This is a genomic window from Rhizobium sp. B21/90, assembly GCF_019355815.1.
In the GTDB taxonomy this organism is placed as follows: domain Bacteria; phylum Pseudomonadota; class Alphaproteobacteria; order Rhizobiales; family Rhizobiaceae; genus Rhizobium; species Rhizobium rhododendri.
The window spans coordinates 1,186,120-1,206,420 of record NZ_CP072162.1 but is presented as its reverse complement, the minus strand read 5'-3'; the positions used below and the strand labels follow the sequence as shown (position 1 = coordinate 1,206,420).

Genomic DNA, 20,301 nt, shown 5'->3' with positions numbered 1-20,301 from the left:
AAAGCGCTCGGGTGGTAGCGCACTAGTCAAATGTGATTTACTTGAACAATCGCCTATTATTTAAGCGTTCACTTGAAGAGCCGATTTTGAGTGCAAATTAGCTATTGCTCCCCCGGCTCCCCAAACTCAGCCTCAATTTTGATGTCATATTTCATCGCCGATACGGAATGCCGGCTCTTCACGACAAGCTCAAAACGCTGCTGTTTCGTTGGCGTAAACGTTACCTCTTGCCAGCACTCGGGATTTTCTGACTTGGCCACCAGCTTGCCCCGACTGTCGTAGACATAAAGGTTAAGGTTGACATCGGAATAGCGATCACACCAGCCTTGCAACACGATATGGACGGGCAATTTTGCGAGATACGAGTCGGTGTAGCTCTTGCTTGAGTAGCCAATGACAGAATCCGAGAACTCCCGACTTCCATTTAGCGGGAACGCAAAAACGGGCGACGTAAAAACCGGCGACGTAAAAAAAGCTATCGCCAAAAAGGCACATGCGGCGTTCGTTTTCATTTGCGTCTCTCGATTTTCAAACAAAATTGCCGTTTTCTGAATTCTTCGACAGAAAACTGTAAAATAACAATACGATCCAACCGATGCCGGTCCACCCAAAAAGCAAGTTCAATATGAAAATCGAGCCCTTGTTCGCCAGCGCCCTATTGTACGCAATGAAGAAAGGCAGAAAATACAACAAAATTGCTAAAGCGAGAGCGAGTCCGTATTCACCCGACATTGGCGTCCTCCCGGACATCCTTGGCAATTTCTTTCAGAAGCCGATTGATCCGATCGGAGCTGCCATTTGACAGACTGCCGATTAGCTCGTCGCCAATCATGATATCCGAGACGATGGTTCTATTCTTGAACTTGATCTCTTTCGCCTGCGACAGCGGCAGCTTGCCGGATACAGTCTTTCGCTCCATGATTTTTGCAGTTGCACCCAATTCGTAGAAAACATGCCTGTTCGTAAACAACAGGAAGTTGTTCTTCTCCGTCTTGATGAGGATTTCCGCTTTCTCGTCCGTACCGAGCTCATATTCCGATTTAGCGAGCAACGTAGTAACTTCGTGAGGTTCGATCTCTTGAGCCGAGCCAGTCGCAAAGACACTCGGATGGAATCGCTTCTTTTTGAAAATAGCCAAGAGAATTGGGCCAACGAACATCGTCATCATACCGAAAACGAACACGAAAATTGCTGTAACAAGTTTGTTTTGTAAATCCTCACTGCTCTGTCCGCTGAATACCCGTTTTTTTGATTCCGCTAATATTAGGCGCTTGGTGTGTCGAAACTCCATCGTATTGCTCCCTCAAGAGGTTATGGCGAGGCCGGAAACGGGAATGCGGTCGATCGCTGCAAATCGGCTTCAATACGTTATTAGAGATTGTCAGTCCGTGGATTGTCAATCTGCTATTTGTTTTCTCGTCTTATGGACGCGAAAGAATTGTTGGGCTGGAATATCAGAAAAATTCGGGTTGGCCGGCAGCTCTCCCAAGAGGCTCTAGCTTTTGAGGCCAGAATCGATCGCGCCTACTTGGGACGTGTGGAGCGTGGAAAAGAAAACGTCACTCTAAATGTGATGGAGGCGCTTGCAGCCGTTCTTGGGGTGCCTCTGGGGGATCTCTTCACTCTGCCTGTGGCTGGTGAAGCTAAACCCGCTGCACTTAAGGCCGGACGTAGGAGGAGGAAGATTGGCTAATGGGAAGCTGTGACCCGACGTCGAGGTCTCGTGATGAATGCCAGCATTTATCGTTTGGGCAAGCGGGACGATTTCGTGCGGTTCAACACCGTCAGCGGTAAATGACTTGGGTAACTGAAAACGGGTCTTTGCGGCTACCTTCTAATATATAGCAAATGGCTTCGCCGCATATCTGCGCTTGGAACTTCCCAGCGAAGCTTCGCAGAGCATGGACGGATCGTTTTTTCGATTTAAAACGCCGTTTCATGACGCCGCCGATACACCGATCAGATCTGATCCGGCAGCGCCGGGACGGCAGCTATAAATCGCTCCAACCCGTCTGGAATGGCTGATTTGGAAGCCATGCTTCCTAGCGTAATCTCTTGAAGTTTGGCATTGGACGTACGGTCGAGATCACTAAAATACGTGCTGGTCGGCGAATTGTAATCCTTTCCCAGCTCATGTAGCCAACGATCAAAGAACCGGTAACAATATTTGCCACGATATCTCATTGGGCGGTCTAGTGCTTCAAATTCTCTATTAAGATCCCCAATCTCGGTGATGTCTGGCTCCCTGTCGACTTTGACGACCGTCACGATGTTATCGTACTTCTTGCGAACCGAAGACAGATCGAATTCAACAAATGTGCCTAGCTTCTCGGGGAGATTTGCTGCGTTTAACCCAAGTTTCCTAGCCAAAAATATTCGATGATTAACGTCCTTAGTCTCTTCCAGAAAATCATTATATAATTTAGTAAAATCAGTAATTATTCGCTCCCGAAGGATCGGCCTGCCATGGCAATGGAATTCGTTAATTAGGAACTGTCGAAGTACATCTGGCGACACCAGGTAATTTTCTACTGAATAGCTTTCGGTGATAAACGTGCTTTCATGCGCACCGAAGCCCGCCCAGTCGTCAAAGTCTCGATCGATGAAGAAATGTACACCGGCTAAAAGATCCCCTCGATCACGAATAGCAGCGTTGCGTAATCTAAGGACTCTCTTTTTCCCACGCATGGGAAGTGGCTCATACACAATTCCGGTGGATATTCTGTTTATCCAGTTAAAATACACAATCTTGTCTTCATCCCCTTCAAAAACGAAAATTAGTCTACCGGGGAGGTCACTCTTTACGCTGATTAGCTCCATTTTAAGCACCGCATCGGCATCTCTTGCGGCCTTAATACTGTTCAAATACTTGTCAGTCTCCTGGATATAATTTTCACTCATCGTTATCTTCGTCGTAAAATTCCACCGGTTCGATTGCGTCGACATCCAGGGAAAGATTAACGGCTCTAGCAAATGGCTCCAGCGGATTGTCGAACACGAATGGCGAGTGAGTTATGGCGATAACTTGTTTGCAGAGCGGGGCAGTTATGACGTCCGCAAGGACTTGACGCTGCCATTTCAGGGACATCGAAAGTTCCGGTTCGTCTATCAGGACAATTTTTTCTTTCTCATACAAATACAACTTCGCAAACAAAGAGACCATTTGTTTCTCGCCAGATGAAAGCGAGTCTAAAGGAATCTTTCTTCGAGAAGCCGTACTTTCCGCATGTACTTTCAGGTTTCGTCTATTAAGACGCAGTAACTTACCGTCCAATCTGCGCTGCTTTTGAGATTGTACTGAGTCAATTGTATCTGCGCTTTCATCGTCATCACTTAAATATTTATTGCAGATAGCAATGAATTCTTCGACTCGAAGCTCAATATCTTTTGTGGAATTGATGACGTCATAAAGCTTGCTTAGAAAATATCGAAGTGTTTTTCGAGATTCACCGCCGATGTCGTCGGACCCATAAATCTTTTCGATGCTTGGTATGTTTACATCGCTATACGGTCCGATTCTACGCCCACCTTCACGAAGTCGGGAAAAGAATAGTTCAAGTGACTCTCTGTCAGGCAGTTTATCTGCCTCGAAAGAGTCTCGCTCAAATGTCCCGTCGATCAATTCATTTATGATATTTGCGCTGATACGGCGGTAACCTATATTCGAATCTGCTAGTATTCGCTGATTCAATTCGGAAAGGCGATCATGAATATCACCGAGACCGAACTGAATATCTGCGCCATAGAGGCTTGAGGAGGTGGCAAACCGCAATTTGGCTCGACGGGCACGACCTTGGTCACTTTGAAGTGGCAGCTCCACACGCCGGAACGTGGGCAAATAAAGGACGTCAACATCGTTCAACGCCAAACGTATCTCCCTCTGATTAAAGGCGAGATCTTCATTATTTGTGTAGATAACGGATTGCAGTTTTTGGCATATATTTGTTGCCTCGCCGTAATTAAATCCACTGTTCTTTAGAAGCGCACTGAATATTTTGGTATCCGTGAGCGCCGAGTAGTCTCCCTTCAATGTGGGGTAGTCTTCCGATAAAAATTTTCGAATTGTAGTTACATCAACTTCTAATAATCGAGCATATCGCAACAATTCGCTGTCTGGAGGCAGGTTAGTTAGACTCTCTACGTCTTCCCTGGTGATAGTTAAATCGTTTTCTAAGCCTCGCAGCGATAGGCGGATAGTTTTAAAATCTAGACCCTGCAAGCGATAGAACTGGCACTTCAGTACCGCATCAAGCGCCCCAAGGAGTGTACTTTTACCGGAACCATTTTTAGCTATCAGAATCGTTGCGGCAAAAGGTGATGCGAGCGAAATAGATCGATAGCCATACAATCCCTCGATGCCGAAATATTGCACAAGGGAAGGCCCCGCACCGATTTCGGCGATTTCGCTGTCGCTCGGTGGCTTTACAGATTGTACGAGGCTCATTTTCGATCCAATACTAGCCATGATTGCATGGCATCATGATGCGATGCAATTTTCAAAATCGCAACACAAACGTATGCGGCGTCCACGCCCCATTGATTTTTCAGTTGCAGCGGCTTGATAGTATTGCCTTTGGGGCCGGATGTGAGCTCACCGACGAGTATCTGACGAGCTCATTGTGAGGACTTGATGCGGGCGGCATAGGCCCAAGGCATTAGGGCATCGATGTCTTTGGCGAGGTGGCCGTTTGCGAGGCGGGTGAAGAGGTCGCACAGATAGGCGTAAGGCTCAATTCCATTCATTTTACATGTGCCGATCAAGCTGGCAAACCGGGCCCAATTTCGGCCCCCTTCATCGTGGCCGGCGAAGAGCGCATTGCGGCGGTTCATGGCCGGGCGACGGATCGCGTTTTCCACCAGGTTGGAGTCAATATCGACATGGCCGTCGTCTAAGAACAATCTGAAGCCGTCTTGCCGCGTCAGCATGTATGCCAAGGCTTTTCCAAGATCTGACTTGCGTGAGACACGTGCAGCCTGAGCCGCGATCCATGTGAAGAACTTGTCCACCAGCGGGAGCGACAACTCCTGTCGGACTGCCCGACGATGTTCGGGCTCATTGCCTCGAATACTGTCTTCGATCTTGTAGAGCGCGGCGATGCGAATGAGCGCCTCATCAACGATGGGTGATCCGCTCCTCGGCGTGGCCTTGATCAGCTTTCTGCGCCCGTGTGCCCAACAGAAAGCCAGTTTCAAGGGATCGCCGCCCACACGCTCCGACGTGGCAAGGTGAGAGTAACCACCGTAGGCATCGACCTGGATCGTGCCGTTGAACCCGTCGAGGATTTCAGCGGCATATTCGCCTTTACGCCCAGGCCGATAATGGAACACCACGCCTGATGGCGCAGAGCCATTCCAGCCGCGGTCGTCACGCAGCACGGCCCAGAGATAACCCGTCTTCGTCTTGCCTCGCCCCGGATCAAGAACCGGGGCGGTCGTCTCATCGACATAGAGCCGCGTGCTGTCCCACAGGAGCTGTTTAGCCATATGGTCGACCACCGGCCGGATTTCGCTGCCCGTGCGCCCCATCCAATCGGCCAGGACCGTGCGGTCTATCGGCACCCCGTGTCGTGCCATGACCTCGGCCTGCCGGTTGAGCGGCATATGTTCGGAATGCTTGGAGACGGCAATCTCCGCCAGAAGGGCTTCGGTCGGCCAGCTCCCTTCCAGCAAATGTGCAGGCGCTTTGGCCTGGACAACGCCAGTTCGCCCCTTGGGACATGCGTATTTCGGGCGGATCGTGACGATCACCTCGTAGCGTGCCGGGACCCGGTCGAGCCGTTCCGTCCGATCCTCGCCGATCCGCACCATGTTGCCGCAACCGCAGGGGCAAACGATGCTCTCGGGCTCGATCACGCGCTCGACCCGAGGCAGGTGTTCAGGCAGTGCACGGGCCTTACGCTCCTTGCGAGAAACGGCCTTGTCCGGATCGCCAACCTCTCCAGGATTGATTGCGCTGGCTTCGATCTTCTTCTCGACGGCGGCGATCCGCGCCTGTGTTTCGGCAATCGCCGTTTCAAGGTCTTCCAGTGCCAGTTCCATCTGCCCCGGATCAAGCTTTTCCGATTTCGGCCCGAACTTCGCGCGCCGATATTCATGAACCTGACCCTCGAGTGTCTCGATCAGCTCCTTCAACTCGGCGATGAACACATCCTTTTCGGCCACAACTGCCTGCTCGTGCTGACGTGCTGCACGCTCGACCGACAGCTCGAACTGCATCTCCGCGAAGGCTTTGGCGACCTCTGGTGGAAGGTCCGGATACAAGCTGAGATCAAAGGATTGCGACATGCCACTTTATAGCAAAATGGCATCAAAAATCCAAATAAAACAATGCGAGAGCCGCCAGAATTTACCCCGCTGCAGACGGCGCACTCACCCGTTGCGCCATCACCCGTCGCCAGTCCAGACCTTCGAACATGGCCTCATACTGACCCCTGGAAAGACGCATCGTTCCATCCTGAACCTTGGGCCAAGCAAAGCTGCCTTGTTCCAGAATTTTATATATTAACACCATTCCGCTGCCATCCCACACCAGGATCTTCAGACGATCTCCGCGCTTCGACCGGAAGATGACCGTAATCCCGGAATGTGGATCGAGCTTCAACTCGGTCTGCACCATCAGAGCCAGCGCCTGATGCCCACAGCGGAAGTCCACCGGACGCGTTGCGATCAGGATCGGCAGTCGTTGGCCCGCGACAATCATGGCGCTCCTCGCACAGCGCGAACCAGAGCGGCGACCCGTTCAACGGGCACATCGTTCGGAACCCGCATCACAACGTCTGAGCCAATCTCCAACGTCAAAACCTGCACCTTCGGCCCGTCGGAGGCCAGCTTCGGCAGCGGCAACCGATTGACAGGCTCAGGCGCATCCGCAGCGATTGCCAGAGGCACGAATGCCGGCTCGATACCATCGTGCTCCGACGGCGTCGTTGCCGCCGCAAACGGCAGCACCAGAATGCCGTCGCGCACCTGACGTCGCCAATCGGAAAGCTGGTTTGCTATAACGCCGTGACGGCGCGCGACATCCACAACGCGAACACCAGGCTCAAAGCTTTCCGCCACGATCCGCGCCTTCACATCATCCGGCCAACGCCGGTTTCCGCGGCGCGGCTCGACAACTTCGTAGCGACCAACAAATCCATCATCTGCCATGAAAATCTCCAGATACAACTGGAAACCTTCTCGCATATGCAGCAAGCCTCAAAATACACCCAATCCAATGGGGCGGAGACGGCGCTTACACACAAACCTTAAAACGTCAAATTGAAAAATAAGTGCGATTGAGGAAAGCTGGGGTCCATCGCATTTGACAAAAATTGGGTGCTGATGTCCGCACAGCTTATGCCCGAACTCATATGCGCCGCCCACAGTGAGTCCCCTCGCAGGGTTGACTCAAAGATGCGGTCAAAAGGAAAGAGATGCAACTGGCCAATCGCCTCCAGGCTTGCCGAAAAGCGCCTCTGTCGGTCGTTTGAGCTGCACCGGCAGAGGGGAGGCGTGCGTTTAGTACAGCTGATATGAGGCGCCGACGGATATTATCAGTTTGTAAATTCGAGGCTAGTTTTGCGAAAAGCTAGCTGTCGAAATTTTAAGCTAGCTCGACTGAATCAGCAGTCGTCAATACAGCCATCTTTGTGAAACTGCCTCTCGACAGAGTTCCATAACGTTGCAGCTCCCAAACGGTTGCATCACGCTTTATATGCGCTTGAAATTCACCTTTGAAGTCGTCAAATCCGATCTTGTTGGTGGCGATTACAGTGGCGTAAACGAACTTAAATTCGTGATTTAGGCCCGTGGTCAGCGTCAACAAGCGGCGATTGCGAGTAATTCTGGGGGTAAAGCAAAGGGGACGTCCCTCTAGGTCTCCCACGATATCGACCTCCGAGTAATGTAGCGCTAGAACTCGTTCCACTATATTTAGTCGCAGCTGGTTTTCAGGGAGCCTTTCCACTATCTGTTCGTACAGATCTTGGTTTTCAATTTGCTGTAAGGGGATATTATTCATTTGGTTTCTTCAGCTTTTGATTATGCGTTTTTTGGCTTCTAATAGGAAAATCTTTATAATCGGTGTGCGTTCCTTCTGGTGTCGCCTGGGCTTAGGGTATGGCTTAATCGAACCGGCGAAATGACAGGTTCGATAAATGCGCTTGCGTAGCCTAAGCGAACCGGATATTATCGAACCATGTAAAACGGACTGGTTGGATTCCTATGACATTCGTCAGAGCATATCTGAGGGCATCAACGAAGGATCAAGACGCCAACAGGGCGAAGGACGACTTGATCAAATTTGCACGAGAGCGAAGCATGCGTATCGCCTCATTTTATGCGGAGAACGAAAGCGGCGCTTCGCTCAAGAGACCAGAGCTATTTAGGCTATTGAATGACTGTGAGGCTGGCGACATTCTGCTTGTTGAGCAAATCGACCGCCTCTCAAGACTCAACTCCAATGATTGGGACAGCTTGAAAACTCAGATCCACGAAAAGAGGGTGAAGGTCGTGTCTCTCGATCTTCCCACCTCCTGGATTTTAGCGAAGGCTGATGCCGACGACATTCAGACTCGCATACTCGAAGCGATAAACGGGATGATGCTCGACATGCTGGCTGCAATTGCCCGGAAAGACTATGTCGATCGCAATAGACGGCAAGCCCAGGGTATCGAAAAAGCGAAGCTCGATGGCGTCTATAAAGGCCGTCCTGAAAACAAAGCCCGGAATGCAGCGATTCGAAAAATGCTTGCATCCGGGCAAAGCTGGAATTCTGTTATTGCCGCAACAGGGGCGTCTAGATCGACCTTGGCAAAGTTGGCAAAGCCGGTCCCTGATCAGTGAGCGCTCTTTTCTTAAGCCGGTCTGTCCAGAATTCTCTGCCATCATTTGATAGCGTCACATCAGGTTCTGCTTTCGCTTGGAGAAGAAACTCAGCAACATTGTACATTGCAGTAGCTATACCCCTTCTGCGGTGCCACTACCCCCAAACTGCCATGCCATGGTGCACATTGGAAATAAGCTTCGATCGGTGAATGAAATCCGGGCTGCATTCGACTGAACCATTTCAAAACGCAGAGTTCATCCATTTGACAACGATTGCATCTTACAAACCAGCCCCAACTTGGGTTTCGCAGGTCTTCCTGTGAGTGTCATAATATGATCGTCCGCAACGTTAGCCAAACACATGGTCATTTCGCTTTCCGCCACCCTCGACACAGCGTCTCAAATGATTTGGCGCATGATTATCTCCATTTCTGACCTGCACATGATCCGCCTTTCATCTGTGCCGATAGAGAATTTGGGGCTGCGAGTATCGACCATTAAAGAACTCTCGATTAAAATGAAAGTGAGCCGAACTTAAAATCTACTTGGTAGCTGCGCCTGACACGATTACCCTGCCTTTCATACCTGGATGATACTTACAGATGTATTCGTAGGAACCTGAAGAGTTAAAAAAGTATCCTTGGAATTGCTTAGGCTGCAGATCGCCCAAATTCCAACTTCCCTTCGCATCGGTCACGGTGTGGGGAACGACATCCTTATTGACCCACACTACTTCATCGCCCATGTTCACGGTGACGATTGAGGGCGAATAATCCATCCCGGTGATAGCGATAATCACTCTTTTTCGAGGCTTCGGGGCGTTTTGGGCGTGAGACGAAACCGTAAAGAGAAAGCACGCCGACAAAAGGCATGGTAGCCAAAGTCTTCGTGCTCTCATTGCTTCAGGCTTATCTGGTATGCCTTGGCGATCGTCTTCGCCATATCACGATGCTCAGTCAGGACCTTTACGGTGCTAACTCGAAAATCTTCGACCTCGGGACTAAGGTTCGCCGTAGTAAGGCTATCGAGGTAAGTAACGAGACCAGAGTGGAATCCAAATTCTCCGACAAGATAAGCTTGCTCAAAGCTCTTTGGCGACTTCATCAGTCCAGTGAGTTTGGATTTTGCGTCATCGACATGTTTTCTGACCCACATAGTCTTGTCGTTAGGCTTGTCCTTCGGATCAAAGCGCTCCTTCAAACCCTCGTTAATGGCACTGTGATCATTTACCATATTTTTTGCCATATCCTGGATCTGGCCTGACTTATCTAGAGCGAGTTCCAAGTTTCCCAAACGTATGGCCCCCTCGTTAATCGAAGCAATAAGTGTCAGCAAAGCGCTGTCGTCAGGGGTCAGATCACTTTTTGGCGGACCGTTGAAGTGTGGCATTAACGTAGCCACGTCGATCATATCAGGCATGTCGGGAATATTGGGTTCGCTTGAGCTATCCTGCATCGTATCGATGCCAGTTTTGGCATCAGTATCGGCATTTTTTTTGCCGGTCGAAGTTGAATTTGCCACCGCCGCCAAAACCCGGCCCTGTACTGTTTGCAGCCGCTTCTTAGCCGACGCTTCAATACAGCTCAAATCGCTCGATTTACAAAGGGATGATAGGAAATCGTACCAATTGTCCTGTTCCTTCAGAAAGCGCTTCCTGTCGGACGATGAAACGTTTTCGTCGTTCATAAGAGCGAGAGCGCTAGAGATATATAGCTCTGTCCGACCACTGGGATCGTTGCAAATTGCAAGCTCAGTCGGCGTCTGTTCTGTCGTATAGCCGGGCTTGCAGAAAGAGACAGTGGTTTCCTGAGCAGAAACAGAGGAATGCAAGCCAAACGAGCACAAAAGTACCGCAGCACCGACGAATAAAGACTTCTTCATGCCTAACTCCCAGCTCTTGATGACTATGCAACAAACTGGAAACTAACGACATTTTTAGCTCAACACATATATCAAACGATATACGAAATCCGAATTTTTTCTTCTCCAGCATTTAATTTTTTGCCGTTATTCTTATGACTAGGTATTCTTGCCGATAAGCAAAAAACGAAATCTGCTAGAACACCGTTCTAGAAATATTATTAGCATTATTAAACGTACAAATTCATAATGCATCGTCAGTTCATTATTAAACCAGAGATGTTTACTGCCTTCCGATCTGCGAAATTAAGCGTGTCAGTTCGCTCTGACGTCGAGCCCCAGTTTTCTCGAAAATTGAATGCAGTTGCACTCGAATTGTACCTGTCGAGACGCCTCTAAGCTTCGCAATTGAGTTAACATCACGGCCGGCAGCTATTTCTCTTGCAACTTCTGACTCTGCCGGTGTGAGATCATAAAGCCCCATGAGTGTGCCGTCTGCCACGGCTAACTCCCTTGAAGCTTCGGTCACAGCGATCAAAGCGTCCGCTGTTCCAAACACGTCATGGGCTGATCCGGCGATCGGCAGGATGTGGACGACCATGGATGAAAATAACTCTGTGGCTGCAATGGGGAACGACCCGCCATACCGCAAGACCTTTCCCTCTATAAGGTTGGCCCAATACCTGTTGGCAGATTGTGCCTTGAAAACTATTTTGTCCGATCGATCTTCTATTACAGACGGAATGAGTTTTGCGAAATTTGCGCCAGCTTGCAAAAGTCGCCCATTTTTGATCGCAGCAGCCATGAAGCCCATAGCGTCTAGTGCATCTAAGGCAATCTTCACCTGTTGAAAGCGAAGGCGAGCAGCAATTAGCGAAGCCCGAGCGAGATGCGGCCGAAGAGCTGTCAGTTGATCAATTGATTTAGGTGCGAGTGGTCCTGCCTCAAAACTTCTATGGACCGACAGTTTTATCGTGTCGCCCGACGCAGCGATTATCGAAGTTCCCGCATGCCAATAACACCCGTGAGGAAGCATAAAGTTCTGGTAATATGAGCTTTCACGCATTTCCTCGGCAGACATAACGTCCGTGTCCAGCAGAAATCGAGGCTCGTTGAATTTCCTAATGCGCTCTTCGGTTTGCAGATATGGGTTTTGTAAAACCCATCGGTCCCGGACATAGGTCTCCATCTTTTCGTTAGCGGCGTCATTACTTACCCATCGGACCCCTCCGTCCGGAGCAATCGCAAATAATATTCCATCGACGCATTTAGCTACATTGGCTAGCTTCTCGAGGACCCCATTCCCAGTCCAATTCTCCGGAACTGCGGCGGCTTCGTAGATTTCATCAATGAACTCCAACAAATACTCCCACTTTCTTAGACCGGTCGAGCTTATACGTAGGGATCGAAACGATATAAATTTTATCGACGTTCAGTCGTAGAGGAACGTTTTGAACGACATGTCTCTTTTGAAGTTCACAGGTTTTGAGATGAAAGTTTCTGATTTATATTACTTGATATATGCAGAAACTATAAGGGGATGATATCGAAGCGCAAGGGACATACTGACATTTTTATGGCTCTGTCCGGTAAGTGACTATAAGTAAATACCGACTCCAGAACTCTAAATTTGATTAAGAAGTTTTTTTGCGAGGTAACGTGGGCAAATTGTGGTCGGGAATTGAGGTATGCCTGCTAGGGACTTCTGTTCTACTTATCTCGTCTTGCGTTTCTGGATTGAGTGAGACGCAGCGAGCCTACAATGCCTGCACCAGCTATTGGAACAGCGAAATTCAGCACAGGCCCGAACCACTTGCTGCCGTCGCTGGAGTGGATGGAGATAGAACGAGCTGCTTCTGGTCGTGGTCAATGCCATCAGGTCAAGCTGCCGCAAACCGCTCCATGGCAGAATGCCGCAAGAAATTCGCCCGGTGCTTCGTCTATTACCAGACTGGCATTGGCTATTCCCCTTGGCAGAAGAAAGTGAACGCAAATGGCGGGAATGATCCTAACGGGTATTCAAACACGGACAGTGCAAATGCCAATGCGGCGGCCGCTGCTATGGTTGCCGGGATTGCCAACGGTATTGCAGCATCACGAGGTATCAACGTCGCCCCGGCAATCTCTTCACCTATAGTAAACAATAATGGCGGTCAGACTTTTGGATTGTCGGGCGGCTCCTGCGATTCAGCCAACGTTGAGGCGTCAATTGCCCGCTTGAAGGCTCAAACTGGTCTTGGAATCTGCAACATGGCTCGTCAAGAGGCGGGGGTGTTCCGACAAGCCGCAGCTATGTACCGAAGATGTGGTCAAACTCAGAATGCAAACAGCATGGAAGGAGCCGCAAGCCAAGCGGACGCAACAGCCAGTCAAGCCTGTGTGAATTAAATGTAAGAGACTATAGGGATATCGACGGATCTGTCAGATAGCGCCCTATAAACCGTAGCCTTGCTCAGCTTCGTTTCGGCCATAATATCCCGGATCAACTTGCCGTCGGACCTCATCTTGGAAATGGTGGCGATCACCCCTGTCGTCAGTTGGACTTTCCTGCCGAATTTGGTGCCTTTTACCTTGGCAGCAGCAATCCCATCCATTTGCCTCTCTTTCCGTAGGCCAGTTTCGAACTCAGATATAGAAGCCAGGATTCCGAACATCAGCCGACCGTACTTGCTCGTAGTATCCAATTCCGGCTGATCGATACATTGAAAGCCGACACCCTTTTTTTCCAGGTCATCGACAATACGATAAAGGTCTGCGGTAGAACGGGCTAGCCTGTCGACACGAGAGACAAGCAGCGTGTCCCCCTTCCGGACAAAACGAAGAGCCTCTTTCAACTGTGGCCGCTCGCTATCCAAGCCGGATTTCTTCTCTTCATAAATGAGTTCGGCATCAACTCCTGCTTCGAGCAGCTTCTCTCGCTGAACTTCCAAGGACTGACCAATTGAGCTAACTCGGGCGTATCCGACGAGTGCCATGTCTCTTAATTCCTAAGGGCTTATTGGAATAAGTTATAAGACATAAAAAGAGACGGGTCAAACGACCTTTTTGGAAGGGTCTCGGAAATCTTACTTTTTGATACGCAACATCTGCACCTGTAAATTTTTTGGATACCCTGAACAATATTTTTATTGAGATTACGGGTTTCTTAGCGTATAACTATCTTCATCTGTTGATGCCCAAGGGCATCCGTCCCTTGGACGGGGTATTTTTTAATATTATTTTTATTGAATATCGCCAGTCAGCAATCTTGCTGTGACAACAGGTTGAAAAAAATTAATTGTATTAGAACTTACACTAAATTTAATTTATGTCACACTTATTATAATATATATAATTTTTTATATTTATCGTGACTACTTTTTTTTCAACCTGCTTAAAGTCAGGTTTGCTAACTGCCATAATCAAGAATTCTGTATTGAGATAGCTCCCTGTCCGTAGGACAGATGCCGGAGGCATTGGCATTTATAGCCGTGCCCTCTTACCGAGAACACATCCTCCCAAATAGAAAATCAAGACTGCAAAAGAATTACTGTGTCTTATTTTAATAATTAGAAATTATATCAATGATGGAAATTAACTACGTCTCTTCGCCAACTGCCTCCGGCAAGACCCACGCACTACCGATGGTTATCAAGCCTCAATCTCGAAATATTATTGCCACTCCACGAAAAAAGTTAAGCCGCGAAATTGGCGAGGCGTTCTCGCAGGCCTTTTTCAAAACAAAGGTGATTACCGGTAAAGACATCGGCACGACCGAGGACGGTATCCAGACATACTCGGACTGCGGAAAAGCGCTGAGAGATACCGTCAATGCGGACAATCATGAATGCATTGTAGTCGATCACTCAGTCGCTATGAGGCGAATTCCGGGCGTCGAGCAGTACGACCTCTTTATTGACGAGGTTCCTACAGTTGTTAAAAACATTACGATCAAGGGAGAGCTTCTTGTAACTCAGCAAGTTTTTATGTCCCTCTTCCAGGACGAGATCATCTCAGAAAGCCACCTGTTTTATGAGATCAAGTCCACGGATGCACTAGTAAACTTTATAACGGGGAAAGATGCGGATGAAGCGTTACCAGTCTCAGCTAAGTTTCGGGAGCTGAGGCACGCAATTATGTCTGACGACCATCAGGTGGTAATTCGAGGAGCGTCCCTTCAGCGGTACCGAGATCTTTTCAATACTGATCCGGAAAAAGTGAGCCAGATGCGGCTCACATTCCGCATTATCACCATGCCGTCGGTTTTAAGAAATTATCGTTCCGTTACTGTCATGGGCGCAAATTTTCTCAATTCGGTAATGTATAAATCATGGGGGAAGATCGTTAAGTTTGTCGAACATGAGTGCATTAAATCGAATCTGCGCACTTTTCCCGAACAAAAAAAAGGGACGGTCAACATTTTGTACGTATCCGAAACGCACGATACCTGGAGCAGCCTCAAAAGAGTTGACTATCCAAAGTTTTTGAACAGTGTTGCTTGCGCATTCGATGCAGCCTTTCCAAATGTCCCGCATATTTTTACATTAAGAAAAGCTAAGGACGAATTCGGAAGGCCGTGTGAACCATACAAGTGGGCGCTCGAATATCGGGAAGACGTTGTACGTCTGGACCCGACAACCAGGGGCGTCAATGGGTTTCAGCGTTTCAATGTTGCAATCCATCTAGCACCGCTCAATCCAACAAAATCCGACTACAAGTTTTATAAAGACTATTTTGGCATGGATTCAGCTGATGTGAAATGGTCGATTTCCTATGAAGCACAGTACCAATTTGCATCCAGGACAAGCGTCAGGAACTTCGACAGCACCGAGCGAGTGACTATTATTGTGCTTGACCGGAAGTCTGCGATGGCTTTGCACGACCTCTTCGGTGAAGCGAGCGCTGGAGAACCTGAGTTTTTCGACATCGGAATGCCCGAGCTTCATTGCGAAAAGAAGACACCGCTTTCTCCGAGAGACAGAAAAGCGATTTCCCGCAAAGCCATAAAGGCTAGGGAAAACGAGAAGGCATCTGAGTTCCAATATGACGACTTCAACATCAGACTCTGGCATCGTGCTGACGATAAGCATCCCGTAGAAAGCCGGGCTTCATGGAGCGAGCTTGTCTCCTTTATGCAGGGGTCTTCACAGACGCTGGCACTCGAATCGAAATCGGAGTGTCCGCATTTTCGCGAGGGTTTTTTTATCGACCCTTTGAACCATAAGCTCGTTGGTAACATTCAGACCAGCAAACTGATTCAGTTGGATATCGATAGTGCAACCCGTGACCCAAGCGAATTAAGCGCATTTTTGAAGATAAACAGGCTTTCGCATCTGATGGTGAATAGCTTCAACAGCACACCTGAAAAACCACGCTTTCACCTGTTGATCCCGATTGATATCGCTGTTTGTGCTGATGATTACCATAAAATCTTCAAATTGCTGCATGCGGACATTGTTCAGAAATTTGGTGATGCTTTTGAAATTGATGGCAGTTTTAAGAGTATAAACAAGAAGATAAGCATGCCGTGTGTTTCCAAGTATGATGGAAACATCCTCATCTGCGAAACCGTTTCGCAAAACTCGATAATTTCTGAGCCCGCTTTTCTTATCTCGTCATGGTATCTCAATCGCGTCCAAATTGCCGACCAGTCGGCTGCAGGCACAAACTGCAACACACATCACGGCACATTGGACCACGGGGATATCGAGGCCATTATCGAGAAGTGGGCTGTTGGTCCAGGCGTGGGAAAGGGCGGTCACCATTTTTATCAAGCCGGCTTGGAACTAAAAAAACGGCGCTGCGAATACAATGTGATTGTTCAGACTTTGGATGTAAATCGAAACAGATTTGGTAACGGCAGCGAACGAAATGCTCGAGGGGCGGTCGAACACCTATTTAGTAGACAATTTTGATACCTACAATATCCAATTACAACGAAAAAAAGATGTATTTAGTCGTAATGCGTAGCGCCAGGAGGCGCTACGCATTACGATTTTATATGCGCTAAAACTCCCGTTTCTACGATTCCGGAGTTGATTTCGTGCCCCGCCTGACAATACCTGCCTCGTGATCAAAATAATGCTCAACAAACTGCGAGAGGTTCATGCTGTGCAGGTCGAACAATTGGCTGCATGATTGATCATACTCGATATGAATGTTCGCCGCCCATTCCGCTTTCATGGAATCGTAATTCGCGAACAGGTTGCCTATCCGGCGCTTCAAAGTAGCTGACACCTGCTGCGAAATGCCTATTCCAGTCAAATAGACACTTCTCGGGTTTGAATTATAATCAGAGAACTCCTTCACACGGAGCAAATCGAAATTTTGATTGTTGAAGCCAAACCCGAGAAATACAAGCACATTGCTTCTCCCCACAGCATCATGAATAGCGATGGTCCGAGTGACGTCATGCTTCTGCTCTGTGTATGTACGGATGTTGTTTTTTGCGATTTCAAACCAGGACGTATACAAGTCGAGATGTAAGCGCTAAGGCTACCCCACGTAGCATTGAGCAGGAAAATCGCTCATTTTCAGTGTGAATCATGCTGGGAAACCTATGAGTGAAGATATGAATCAGGGTCGTACGTTCGAAATTCTGACGGCTGATCCTGTGCGAACGCGGCGGAAGCCGAAGTTGTGGTCAGACGAGGAGAAATCTCAGATCTTGGAGGAAGCGCTTGCTCCTGGCGCGAATGTGTCTGCGGTTGCGCGTGCTCATGGAATGGACCCGTCGCAGCTTTTTGGTTGGCGGCGAATAGCGCTTGCGTCTGGTTCGGTTCAGCGCCTGAGCGCAGCCGGAGATGGCGAGGCCTTTACCCGTTTCGAAGCAGTCCGAACGGACACCGTCGAGATAAAGGTTGGCGACGCGACACTTCGCGTCAGCGCCTCGATCGATCCGGCGCTGCTGAGCGGCATTGTCAGAGCGGTACGGCAGGCATGATCGCTTCGGGTGTCGTGGTCTACGTGTCGTGCCAACCGGTCGACTTCCGCAAAGGAGCCGCGTCGCTGATGGTCCTGGTGCGGGATGGCGGCCTTGACCCCTTTAGTGGCGCACTTTTTGTCTTCCGGTCGAAGCGAGCAGACCGGATCCGGATTGTTTGGTGGGATGGGACAGGTGTCTGCCTTTACGCAAAAATTCTTGAGGAAAATGGCTTCTGCTGGCCAGGGCAGTCCAGCGCCCGTATCCGTCTCGACCATGCGCAGTTGATGGCACTTCTAGCCGGAATGGATTGGAAAAAGATCCATCCCGTCCAAGTGCGCCGACCACTGTCAACGGGCTGAATTGCCTGCGACAAGATGAATCATGTCGCTGTAAGTGTTGGGAAATCGGCCGCTTTTGTGCTTTACTGGCATCATGATTTTACCCGGTCCCGCCCTTCCCGACGACGTCGATGCGCTGAAAGCGATGATCATCGCTTTGAACGCGGAGAAGGCTGCGACTGATGCTGAAATCGCTCGAATGAAGGTTGCCCAACAGAAGGCCGACGAGCGGATCACCAATTTGACGGCAATCTTAAAGGTTTTGCAGCGTGCTCAAAAAGGAACGCGCTCCGAGCGTCTGCGGCTGGCGATCAACGACGACCAGATCGACTTCGCCTTCGAGGAGGTCGAGACTGACCTTGCCGCGATTGATCGTGAACTCAGCCAGGTCGGCAGAGAACGACCAAAGAGGCAAGCCCGTCCTCGCAAAGGTTTTGCAGCCCATCTGGAGCGCATAGAGGAAGTCATCGAGCCGGAGATCCCAGAAGAATACCAGGGCTTGGAGAGGGTTCTGATCGGCGAAGATCGATCAGAGCGGCTCGATGTCATCCCGCCGAAGTTCAGGGTCATCATCACACGCCGCCCCAAATACGCGTTCCGGGAGCGTGACGGTGTGCTACAGGCTTTGGCACCCGCGCATATCATCGAAGCTGGCCTGCCGAGCGAACGGTTGCTGGCCTATATCGCTGTCTCCAAATACGGCGACGGTCTTCCGCTTTATCGCCAGGAGGCGATCTATCTGCGCGACAGCGTGGTTCTCAGCCGCTCCTTGATGGCCCAATGGATGGGGCATCTGGGCTTCGAGCTGCGGATCCTTTCGGATTACATCTTGGAGCGTATCAAAGCCAGCGAGCGGATATTTGCGGACGAGACGACCTTGCCGACGCTGGTTCCAGGCTTTGGCAAGACAATGACGGCCTGGTTATGGGCCTACGCTTGCGATGACCGACCTTTTGGCGGGTCTGGCCCGCCTATGGTTGCCTATCGCTTCGAAGTCAGCAGGGGTGGGAAGTGTGTCGCGCGTCATCTCGAAGGCTTCAGCGGCATCCTGCAGGTTGACGGCTACTCGGCCTATACCAGCATGCTCAAAGAACGCGCCAAGTCCGGCAGCAATGAAACGATCAAGCTGGCCGGATGTTGGGCGCACGTCCGCCGCAAGTTTTATGAACTGCACGTCGGTGGCATCAATGACGCCGCGACAGCGTCGATCACCGCGATGACGGGACTTTGGCAGGTTGAGGACGAGATCCGCGGCAGCGACGCCGAGACCCGCGCAAGGCGTCGTCAGGAGACGTCCGCTGGCATCGTCGCCGATCTCTTCCAGGTGTGGGAAAAGGAGCTATCCAAAGTCTCCGGGAAGTCCAAGACAGCCGAGGCAATCCGCTACGCTCTGACACGCCGAGAGGCGCTGGAGCACTTCCTGAATGATGGCCGTGTCGAGATAGACTCCAACATCGTCGAACGCGCGATCCGGCCACAGACAATTACCAGAAAAAATAGCTTGTTTGCGGGAAGCGAAGGCGGTGGAGAGACTTGGGCAACGATCGCCACACTCTTGCAAACAGCGAAAATGAACAACGTCGATCCGCTTGCCTGGCTTTCCCAGACGCTGACGCGCATCGCAAACGGTTGGCCCGCCGCCGATATCGAGCTGCTAATGCCCTGGAATTATAAGGCAGACGCTGTCGGCTAAGCGCTTACGTCGAGATCCGGGCCAAACTGCAGCACGTCCGAGCCGTTCCCATTCGCTGCCCATGGTAGATCGCCCAAAGTTCCGTACGGATGGATTATGTTCATTCCGGAAACAATGTCTTCGGCCTCATCTGTATCAATGTCGTACGCATTCGCAATGGCATTTACCAAATAGTATTCAATGCACCGATCGTAGTTAAAACATATAATTGTGATGTTATTTCCGATTTTAGATCTATCGGATACTCCATCCAATAATATTCTTACAAAGCTCCCAATCCACGTGTCATCAGCACTCTTGAAATGTGGGGTTCCAAAATCGAGTTCAATTTGGCTCGGGTGCATCAGACTTTTGCGTTCTGCATCTGCGATCTCAATAGCAATCAAAAGCTTTCCAAGTTTGGCTATTTCGCTATCTTCTTTAAAACGATCGATGAACGCGTCTATGCTGACCGCTGTGTGGAGTCCTTGCTCAATCGTACTCAATGGATAAATTGCCGCCTCAAGGTCCTTCCGCCCGACGTGGTCCACCAACAATTCGAATAAGAACTTGTCGACAGGCCTTAACAAGCGCCCGCCGTCGTCGGCACAGAACGCCCGTTTTTTGATAAGTTTTGCTAGACCTGACCCAACAGGCAAACCAAATTCTGCACTTGCTCCAGCACCGATGATAAACGTCGTGTTATTTCTAAACATGAC

General features: G+C 49.8%; 22 protein-coding genes. 7 read left to right on the top strand and 15 right to left on the bottom strand.

The window, feature by feature from the left end:
* Positions 1–101 precede the first annotated feature (101 nt).
* Genes J5278_RS05775 through J5278_RS05765 form a run of 3 tightly spaced genes read right to left on the bottom strand, consistent with a single transcriptional unit; the run spans position 102 to position 1,291 of the window.
* Positions 102–512 carry a hypothetical protein gene (locus J5278_RS05775; RefSeq protein WP_209184572.1) on the bottom strand — a complete coding sequence of 137 codons (411 nt, stop codon included), beginning with the start codon at positions 510–512 and terminating at the stop codon, positions 102–104.
* Between the two features lie 16 nt (positions 513–528).
* Positions 529–732: a superinfection immunity protein gene (locus J5278_RS31595; RefSeq protein ID WP_209184573.1), complete on the bottom strand. Its 204-nt coding sequence runs from the start codon at positions 730–732 to the stop codon at positions 529–531.
* A complete protein-coding gene (locus tag J5278_RS05765; RefSeq protein ID WP_209184574.1) occupies positions 722–1,291 on the bottom strand; it encodes a hypothetical protein in 570 nt (189 codons plus the stop codon). Before J5278_RS05765 ends, J5278_RS31595 begins: the two co-directional genes overlap by 11 nt.
* A 132-nt stretch (positions 1,292–1,423) precedes the next feature.
* Between J5278_RS05765 and J5278_RS05760 the strand changes: the two genes are divergently transcribed.
* On the top strand, positions 1,424–1,693 hold the full coding sequence (locus J5278_RS05760) for a helix-turn-helix domain-containing protein (protein WP_209184575.1): 270 nt from the start codon (positions 1,424–1,426) through the stop codon (positions 1,691–1,693).
* 266 nt (positions 1,694–1,959) lie between these two features.
* Here the strand turns inward: J5278_RS05760 and J5278_RS05755 are convergent, their stop codons facing one another.
* From J5278_RS05755 to J5278_RS05730, 6 genes are all read right to left on the bottom strand, one after another.
* Positions 1,960–2,901, bottom strand: a complete 942-nt coding sequence (locus tag J5278_RS05755; protein WP_209184576.1) for a DUF4435 domain-containing protein — start codon at positions 2,899–2,901, stop codon at positions 1,960–1,962.
* Entirely contained in the window at positions 2,894–4,444 is a 1,551-nt protein-coding gene (locus J5278_RS05750) for an AAA family ATPase (protein ID WP_209184577.1), read from the bottom strand. Before J5278_RS05750 ends, J5278_RS05755 begins: the two co-directional genes overlap by 8 nt.
* A 170-nt stretch (positions 4,445–4,614) precedes the next feature.
* Complete coding sequence (locus tag J5278_RS05745) at positions 4,615–6,285, bottom strand: IS66 family transposase (protein ID WP_219258326.1); 1,671 nt, start codon at positions 6,283–6,285, stop codon at positions 4,615–4,617.
* A gap of 61 nt (positions 6,286–6,346) precedes the next feature.
* Positions 6,347–6,700: an IS66 family insertion sequence element accessory protein TnpB gene (gene tnpB, locus J5278_RS05740; RefSeq protein WP_209207799.1), complete on the bottom strand. Its 354-nt coding sequence runs from the start codon at positions 6,698–6,700 to the stop codon at positions 6,347–6,349.
* Positions 6,697–7,149, bottom strand: coding sequence for a transposase (locus J5278_RS05735; protein ID WP_142832485.1), 453 nt, complete (start codon positions 7,147–7,149; stop codon positions 6,697–6,699). The genes tnpB (J5278_RS05740) and J5278_RS05735 overlap by 4 nt, the downstream gene beginning before the upstream one ends.
* Positions 7,150–7,585: 436 nt before the next feature.
* A complete protein-coding gene (locus tag J5278_RS05730) occupies positions 7,586–8,002 on the bottom strand; it encodes a hypothetical protein (RefSeq protein WP_209184578.1) in 417 nt (138 codons plus the stop codon).
* 203 nt (positions 8,003–8,205) lie between these two features.
* On the opposite strand from J5278_RS05730, the gene J5278_RS05725 reads away from it, so the two are divergent.
* Entirely contained in the window at positions 8,206–8,826 is a 621-nt protein-coding gene (locus J5278_RS05725; RefSeq protein WP_209184579.1) for a recombinase family protein, read from the top strand.
* Positions 8,827–9,349: 523 nt separating this feature from the next.
* Here J5278_RS05725 and J5278_RS05720 read toward each other — a convergent pair.
* From J5278_RS05720 to J5278_RS05710, 3 genes are all read right to left on the bottom strand, one after another.
* Positions 9,350–9,706 (bottom strand): cupredoxin family copper-binding protein, encoded by a 357-nt coding sequence (locus tag J5278_RS05720; protein ID WP_209184580.1) that lies wholly within the window; start codon positions 9,704–9,706, stop codon positions 9,350–9,352.
* Positions 9,703–10,689 carry a DUF4142 domain-containing protein gene (locus J5278_RS05715; protein WP_209184581.1) on the bottom strand — a complete coding sequence of 329 codons (987 nt, stop codon included), beginning with the start codon at positions 10,687–10,689 and terminating at the stop codon, positions 9,703–9,705. Before J5278_RS05715 ends, J5278_RS05720 begins: the two co-directional genes overlap by 4 nt.
* A 262-nt stretch (positions 10,690–10,951) precedes the next feature.
* Complete coding sequence (locus J5278_RS05710) at positions 10,952–12,028, bottom strand: helix-turn-helix transcriptional regulator (RefSeq protein ID WP_247749777.1); 1,077 nt, start codon at positions 12,026–12,028, stop codon at positions 10,952–10,954.
* Between the two features lie 542 nt (positions 12,029–12,570).
* Here J5278_RS05710 and J5278_RS05705 point away from each other — a divergent pair.
* On the top strand, positions 12,571–13,056 hold the full coding sequence (locus J5278_RS05705; RefSeq protein ID WP_209184583.1) for a hypothetical protein: 486 nt from the start codon (positions 12,571–12,573) through the stop codon (positions 13,054–13,056).
* On the opposite strand, the gene J5278_RS05700 is transcribed toward J5278_RS05705, so the two are convergent.
* Positions 13,053–13,643, bottom strand: coding sequence for a recombinase family protein (locus tag J5278_RS05700; protein WP_209184584.1), 591 nt, complete (start codon positions 13,641–13,643; stop codon positions 13,053–13,055). The two genes, J5278_RS05705 and J5278_RS05700, sit on opposite strands and share 4 nt — an antisense overlap.
* Before the next feature lie 588 nt (positions 13,644–14,231).
* Here J5278_RS05700 and J5278_RS05695 point away from each other — a divergent pair.
* Complete coding sequence (locus tag J5278_RS05695) at positions 14,232–16,562, top strand: hypothetical protein (RefSeq protein ID WP_209230062.1); 2,331 nt, start codon at positions 14,232–14,234, stop codon at positions 16,560–16,562.
* A gap of 106 nt (positions 16,563–16,668) precedes the next feature.
* On the opposite strand, the gene J5278_RS05690 is transcribed toward J5278_RS05695, so the two are convergent.
* Positions 16,669–17,010, bottom strand: a complete 342-nt coding sequence (locus J5278_RS05690) for a hypothetical protein (RefSeq protein WP_219258325.1) — start codon at positions 17,008–17,010, stop codon at positions 16,669–16,671.
* A gap of 196 nt (positions 17,011–17,206) precedes the next feature.
* Here J5278_RS05690 and J5278_RS05685 point away from each other — a divergent pair, with 196 nt between their 5' ends.
* The 3 genes from J5278_RS05685 to J5278_RS05675 all read left to right on the top strand — a co-directional run bounded on the left by J5278_RS05685 (position 17,207) and on the right by J5278_RS05675 (position 19,603).
* Entirely contained in the window at positions 17,207–17,590 is a 384-nt protein-coding gene (locus J5278_RS05685) for a transposase (RefSeq protein WP_209187039.1), read from the top strand.
* Positions 17,587–17,931, top strand: a complete 345-nt coding sequence (gene tnpB / locus J5278_RS05680; RefSeq protein WP_209187038.1) for an IS66 family insertion sequence element accessory protein TnpB — start codon at positions 17,587–17,589, stop codon at positions 17,929–17,931. The genes J5278_RS05685 and tnpB (J5278_RS05680) overlap by 4 nt, the downstream gene beginning before the upstream one ends.
* A gap of 73 nt (positions 17,932–18,004) precedes the next feature.
* Positions 18,005–19,603 (top strand): IS66 family transposase, encoded by a 1,599-nt coding sequence (locus J5278_RS05675; protein ID WP_209187040.1) that lies wholly within the window; start codon positions 18,005–18,007, stop codon positions 19,601–19,603.
* Here the strand turns inward: J5278_RS05675 and J5278_RS05670 are convergent.
* On the bottom strand, positions 19,600–20,298 hold the full coding sequence (locus tag J5278_RS05670; RefSeq protein ID WP_219258324.1) for a hypothetical protein: 699 nt from the start codon (positions 20,296–20,298) through the stop codon (positions 19,600–19,602). The two genes, J5278_RS05675 and J5278_RS05670, sit on opposite strands and share 4 nt — an antisense overlap.
* Positions 20,299–20,301: the final 3 nt, after the last annotated feature.

Coding starts and splice junctions, on each gene's coding strand:
- J5278_RS05755 (WP_209184576.1), bottom strand. CDS start 2,901: ATGAGTGAAAATTATATCCAGGAGACTGACAAGTATTTGAACAGTATT.
- J5278_RS05720 (WP_209184580.1), bottom strand. CDS start 9,706: ATGAGAGCACGAAGACTTTGGCTACCATGCCTTTTGTCGGCGTGCTTT.
- J5278_RS05700 (WP_209184584.1), bottom strand. CDS start 13,643: ATGGCACTCGTCGGATACGCCCGAGTTAGCTCAATTGGTCAGTCCTTG.
- J5278_RS05715 (WP_209184581.1), bottom strand. CDS start 10,689: ATGAAGAAGTCTTTATTCGTCGGTGCTGCGGTACTTTTGTGCTCGTTT.
- tnpB (WP_209207799.1), bottom strand. CDS start 6,700: ATGATTGTCGCGGGCCAACGACTGCCGATCCTGATCGCAACGCGTCCG.
- J5278_RS05765 (WP_209184574.1), bottom strand. CDS start 1,291: ATGGAGTTTCGACACACCAAGCGCCTAATATTAGCGGAATCAAAAAAA.
- J5278_RS05695 (WP_209230062.1), top strand. CDS start 14,232: ATGATGGAAATTAACTACGTCTCTTCGCCAACTGCCTCCGGCAAGACC.
- J5278_RS05685 (WP_209187039.1), top strand. CDS start 17,207: ATGAGTGAAGATATGAATCAGGGTCGTACGTTCGAAATTCTGACGGCT.
- J5278_RS05730 (WP_209184578.1), bottom strand. CDS start 8,002: ATGAATAATATCCCCTTACAGCAAATTGAAAACCAAGATCTGTACGAA.
- tnpB (WP_209187038.1), top strand. CDS start 17,587: ATGATCGCTTCGGGTGTCGTGGTCTACGTGTCGTGCCAACCGGTCGAC.
- J5278_RS05670 (WP_219258324.1), bottom strand. CDS start 20,298: ATGTTTAGAAATAACACGACGTTTATCATCGGTGCTGGAGCAAGTGCA.
- J5278_RS31595 (WP_209184573.1), bottom strand. CDS start 732: ATGTCGGGTGAATACGGACTCGCTCTCGCTTTAGCAATTTTGTTGTAT.
- J5278_RS05675 (WP_209187040.1), top strand. CDS start 18,005: ATGATTTTACCCGGTCCCGCCCTTCCCGACGACGTCGATGCGCTGAAA.
- J5278_RS05745 (WP_219258326.1), bottom strand. CDS start 6,285: ATGTCGCAATCCTTTGATCTCAGCTTGTATCCGGACCTTCCACCAGAG.
- J5278_RS05760 (WP_209184575.1), top strand. CDS start 1,424: ATGGACGCGAAAGAATTGTTGGGCTGGAATATCAGAAAAATTCGGGTT.
- J5278_RS05735 (WP_142832485.1), bottom strand. CDS start 7,149: ATGGCAGATGATGGATTTGTTGGTCGCTACGAAGTTGTCGAGCCGCGC.
- J5278_RS05725 (WP_209184579.1), top strand. CDS start 8,206: ATGACATTCGTCAGAGCATATCTGAGGGCATCAACGAAGGATCAAGAC.
- J5278_RS05775 (WP_209184572.1), bottom strand. CDS start 512: ATGAAAACGAACGCCGCATGTGCCTTTTTGGCGATAGCTTTTTTTACG.
- J5278_RS05705 (WP_209184583.1), top strand. CDS start 12,571: ATGGCAGAATGCCGCAAGAAATTCGCCCGGTGCTTCGTCTATTACCAG.
- J5278_RS05750 (WP_209184577.1), bottom strand. CDS start 4,444: ATGAGCCTCGTACAATCTGTAAAGCCACCGAGCGACAGCGAAATCGCC.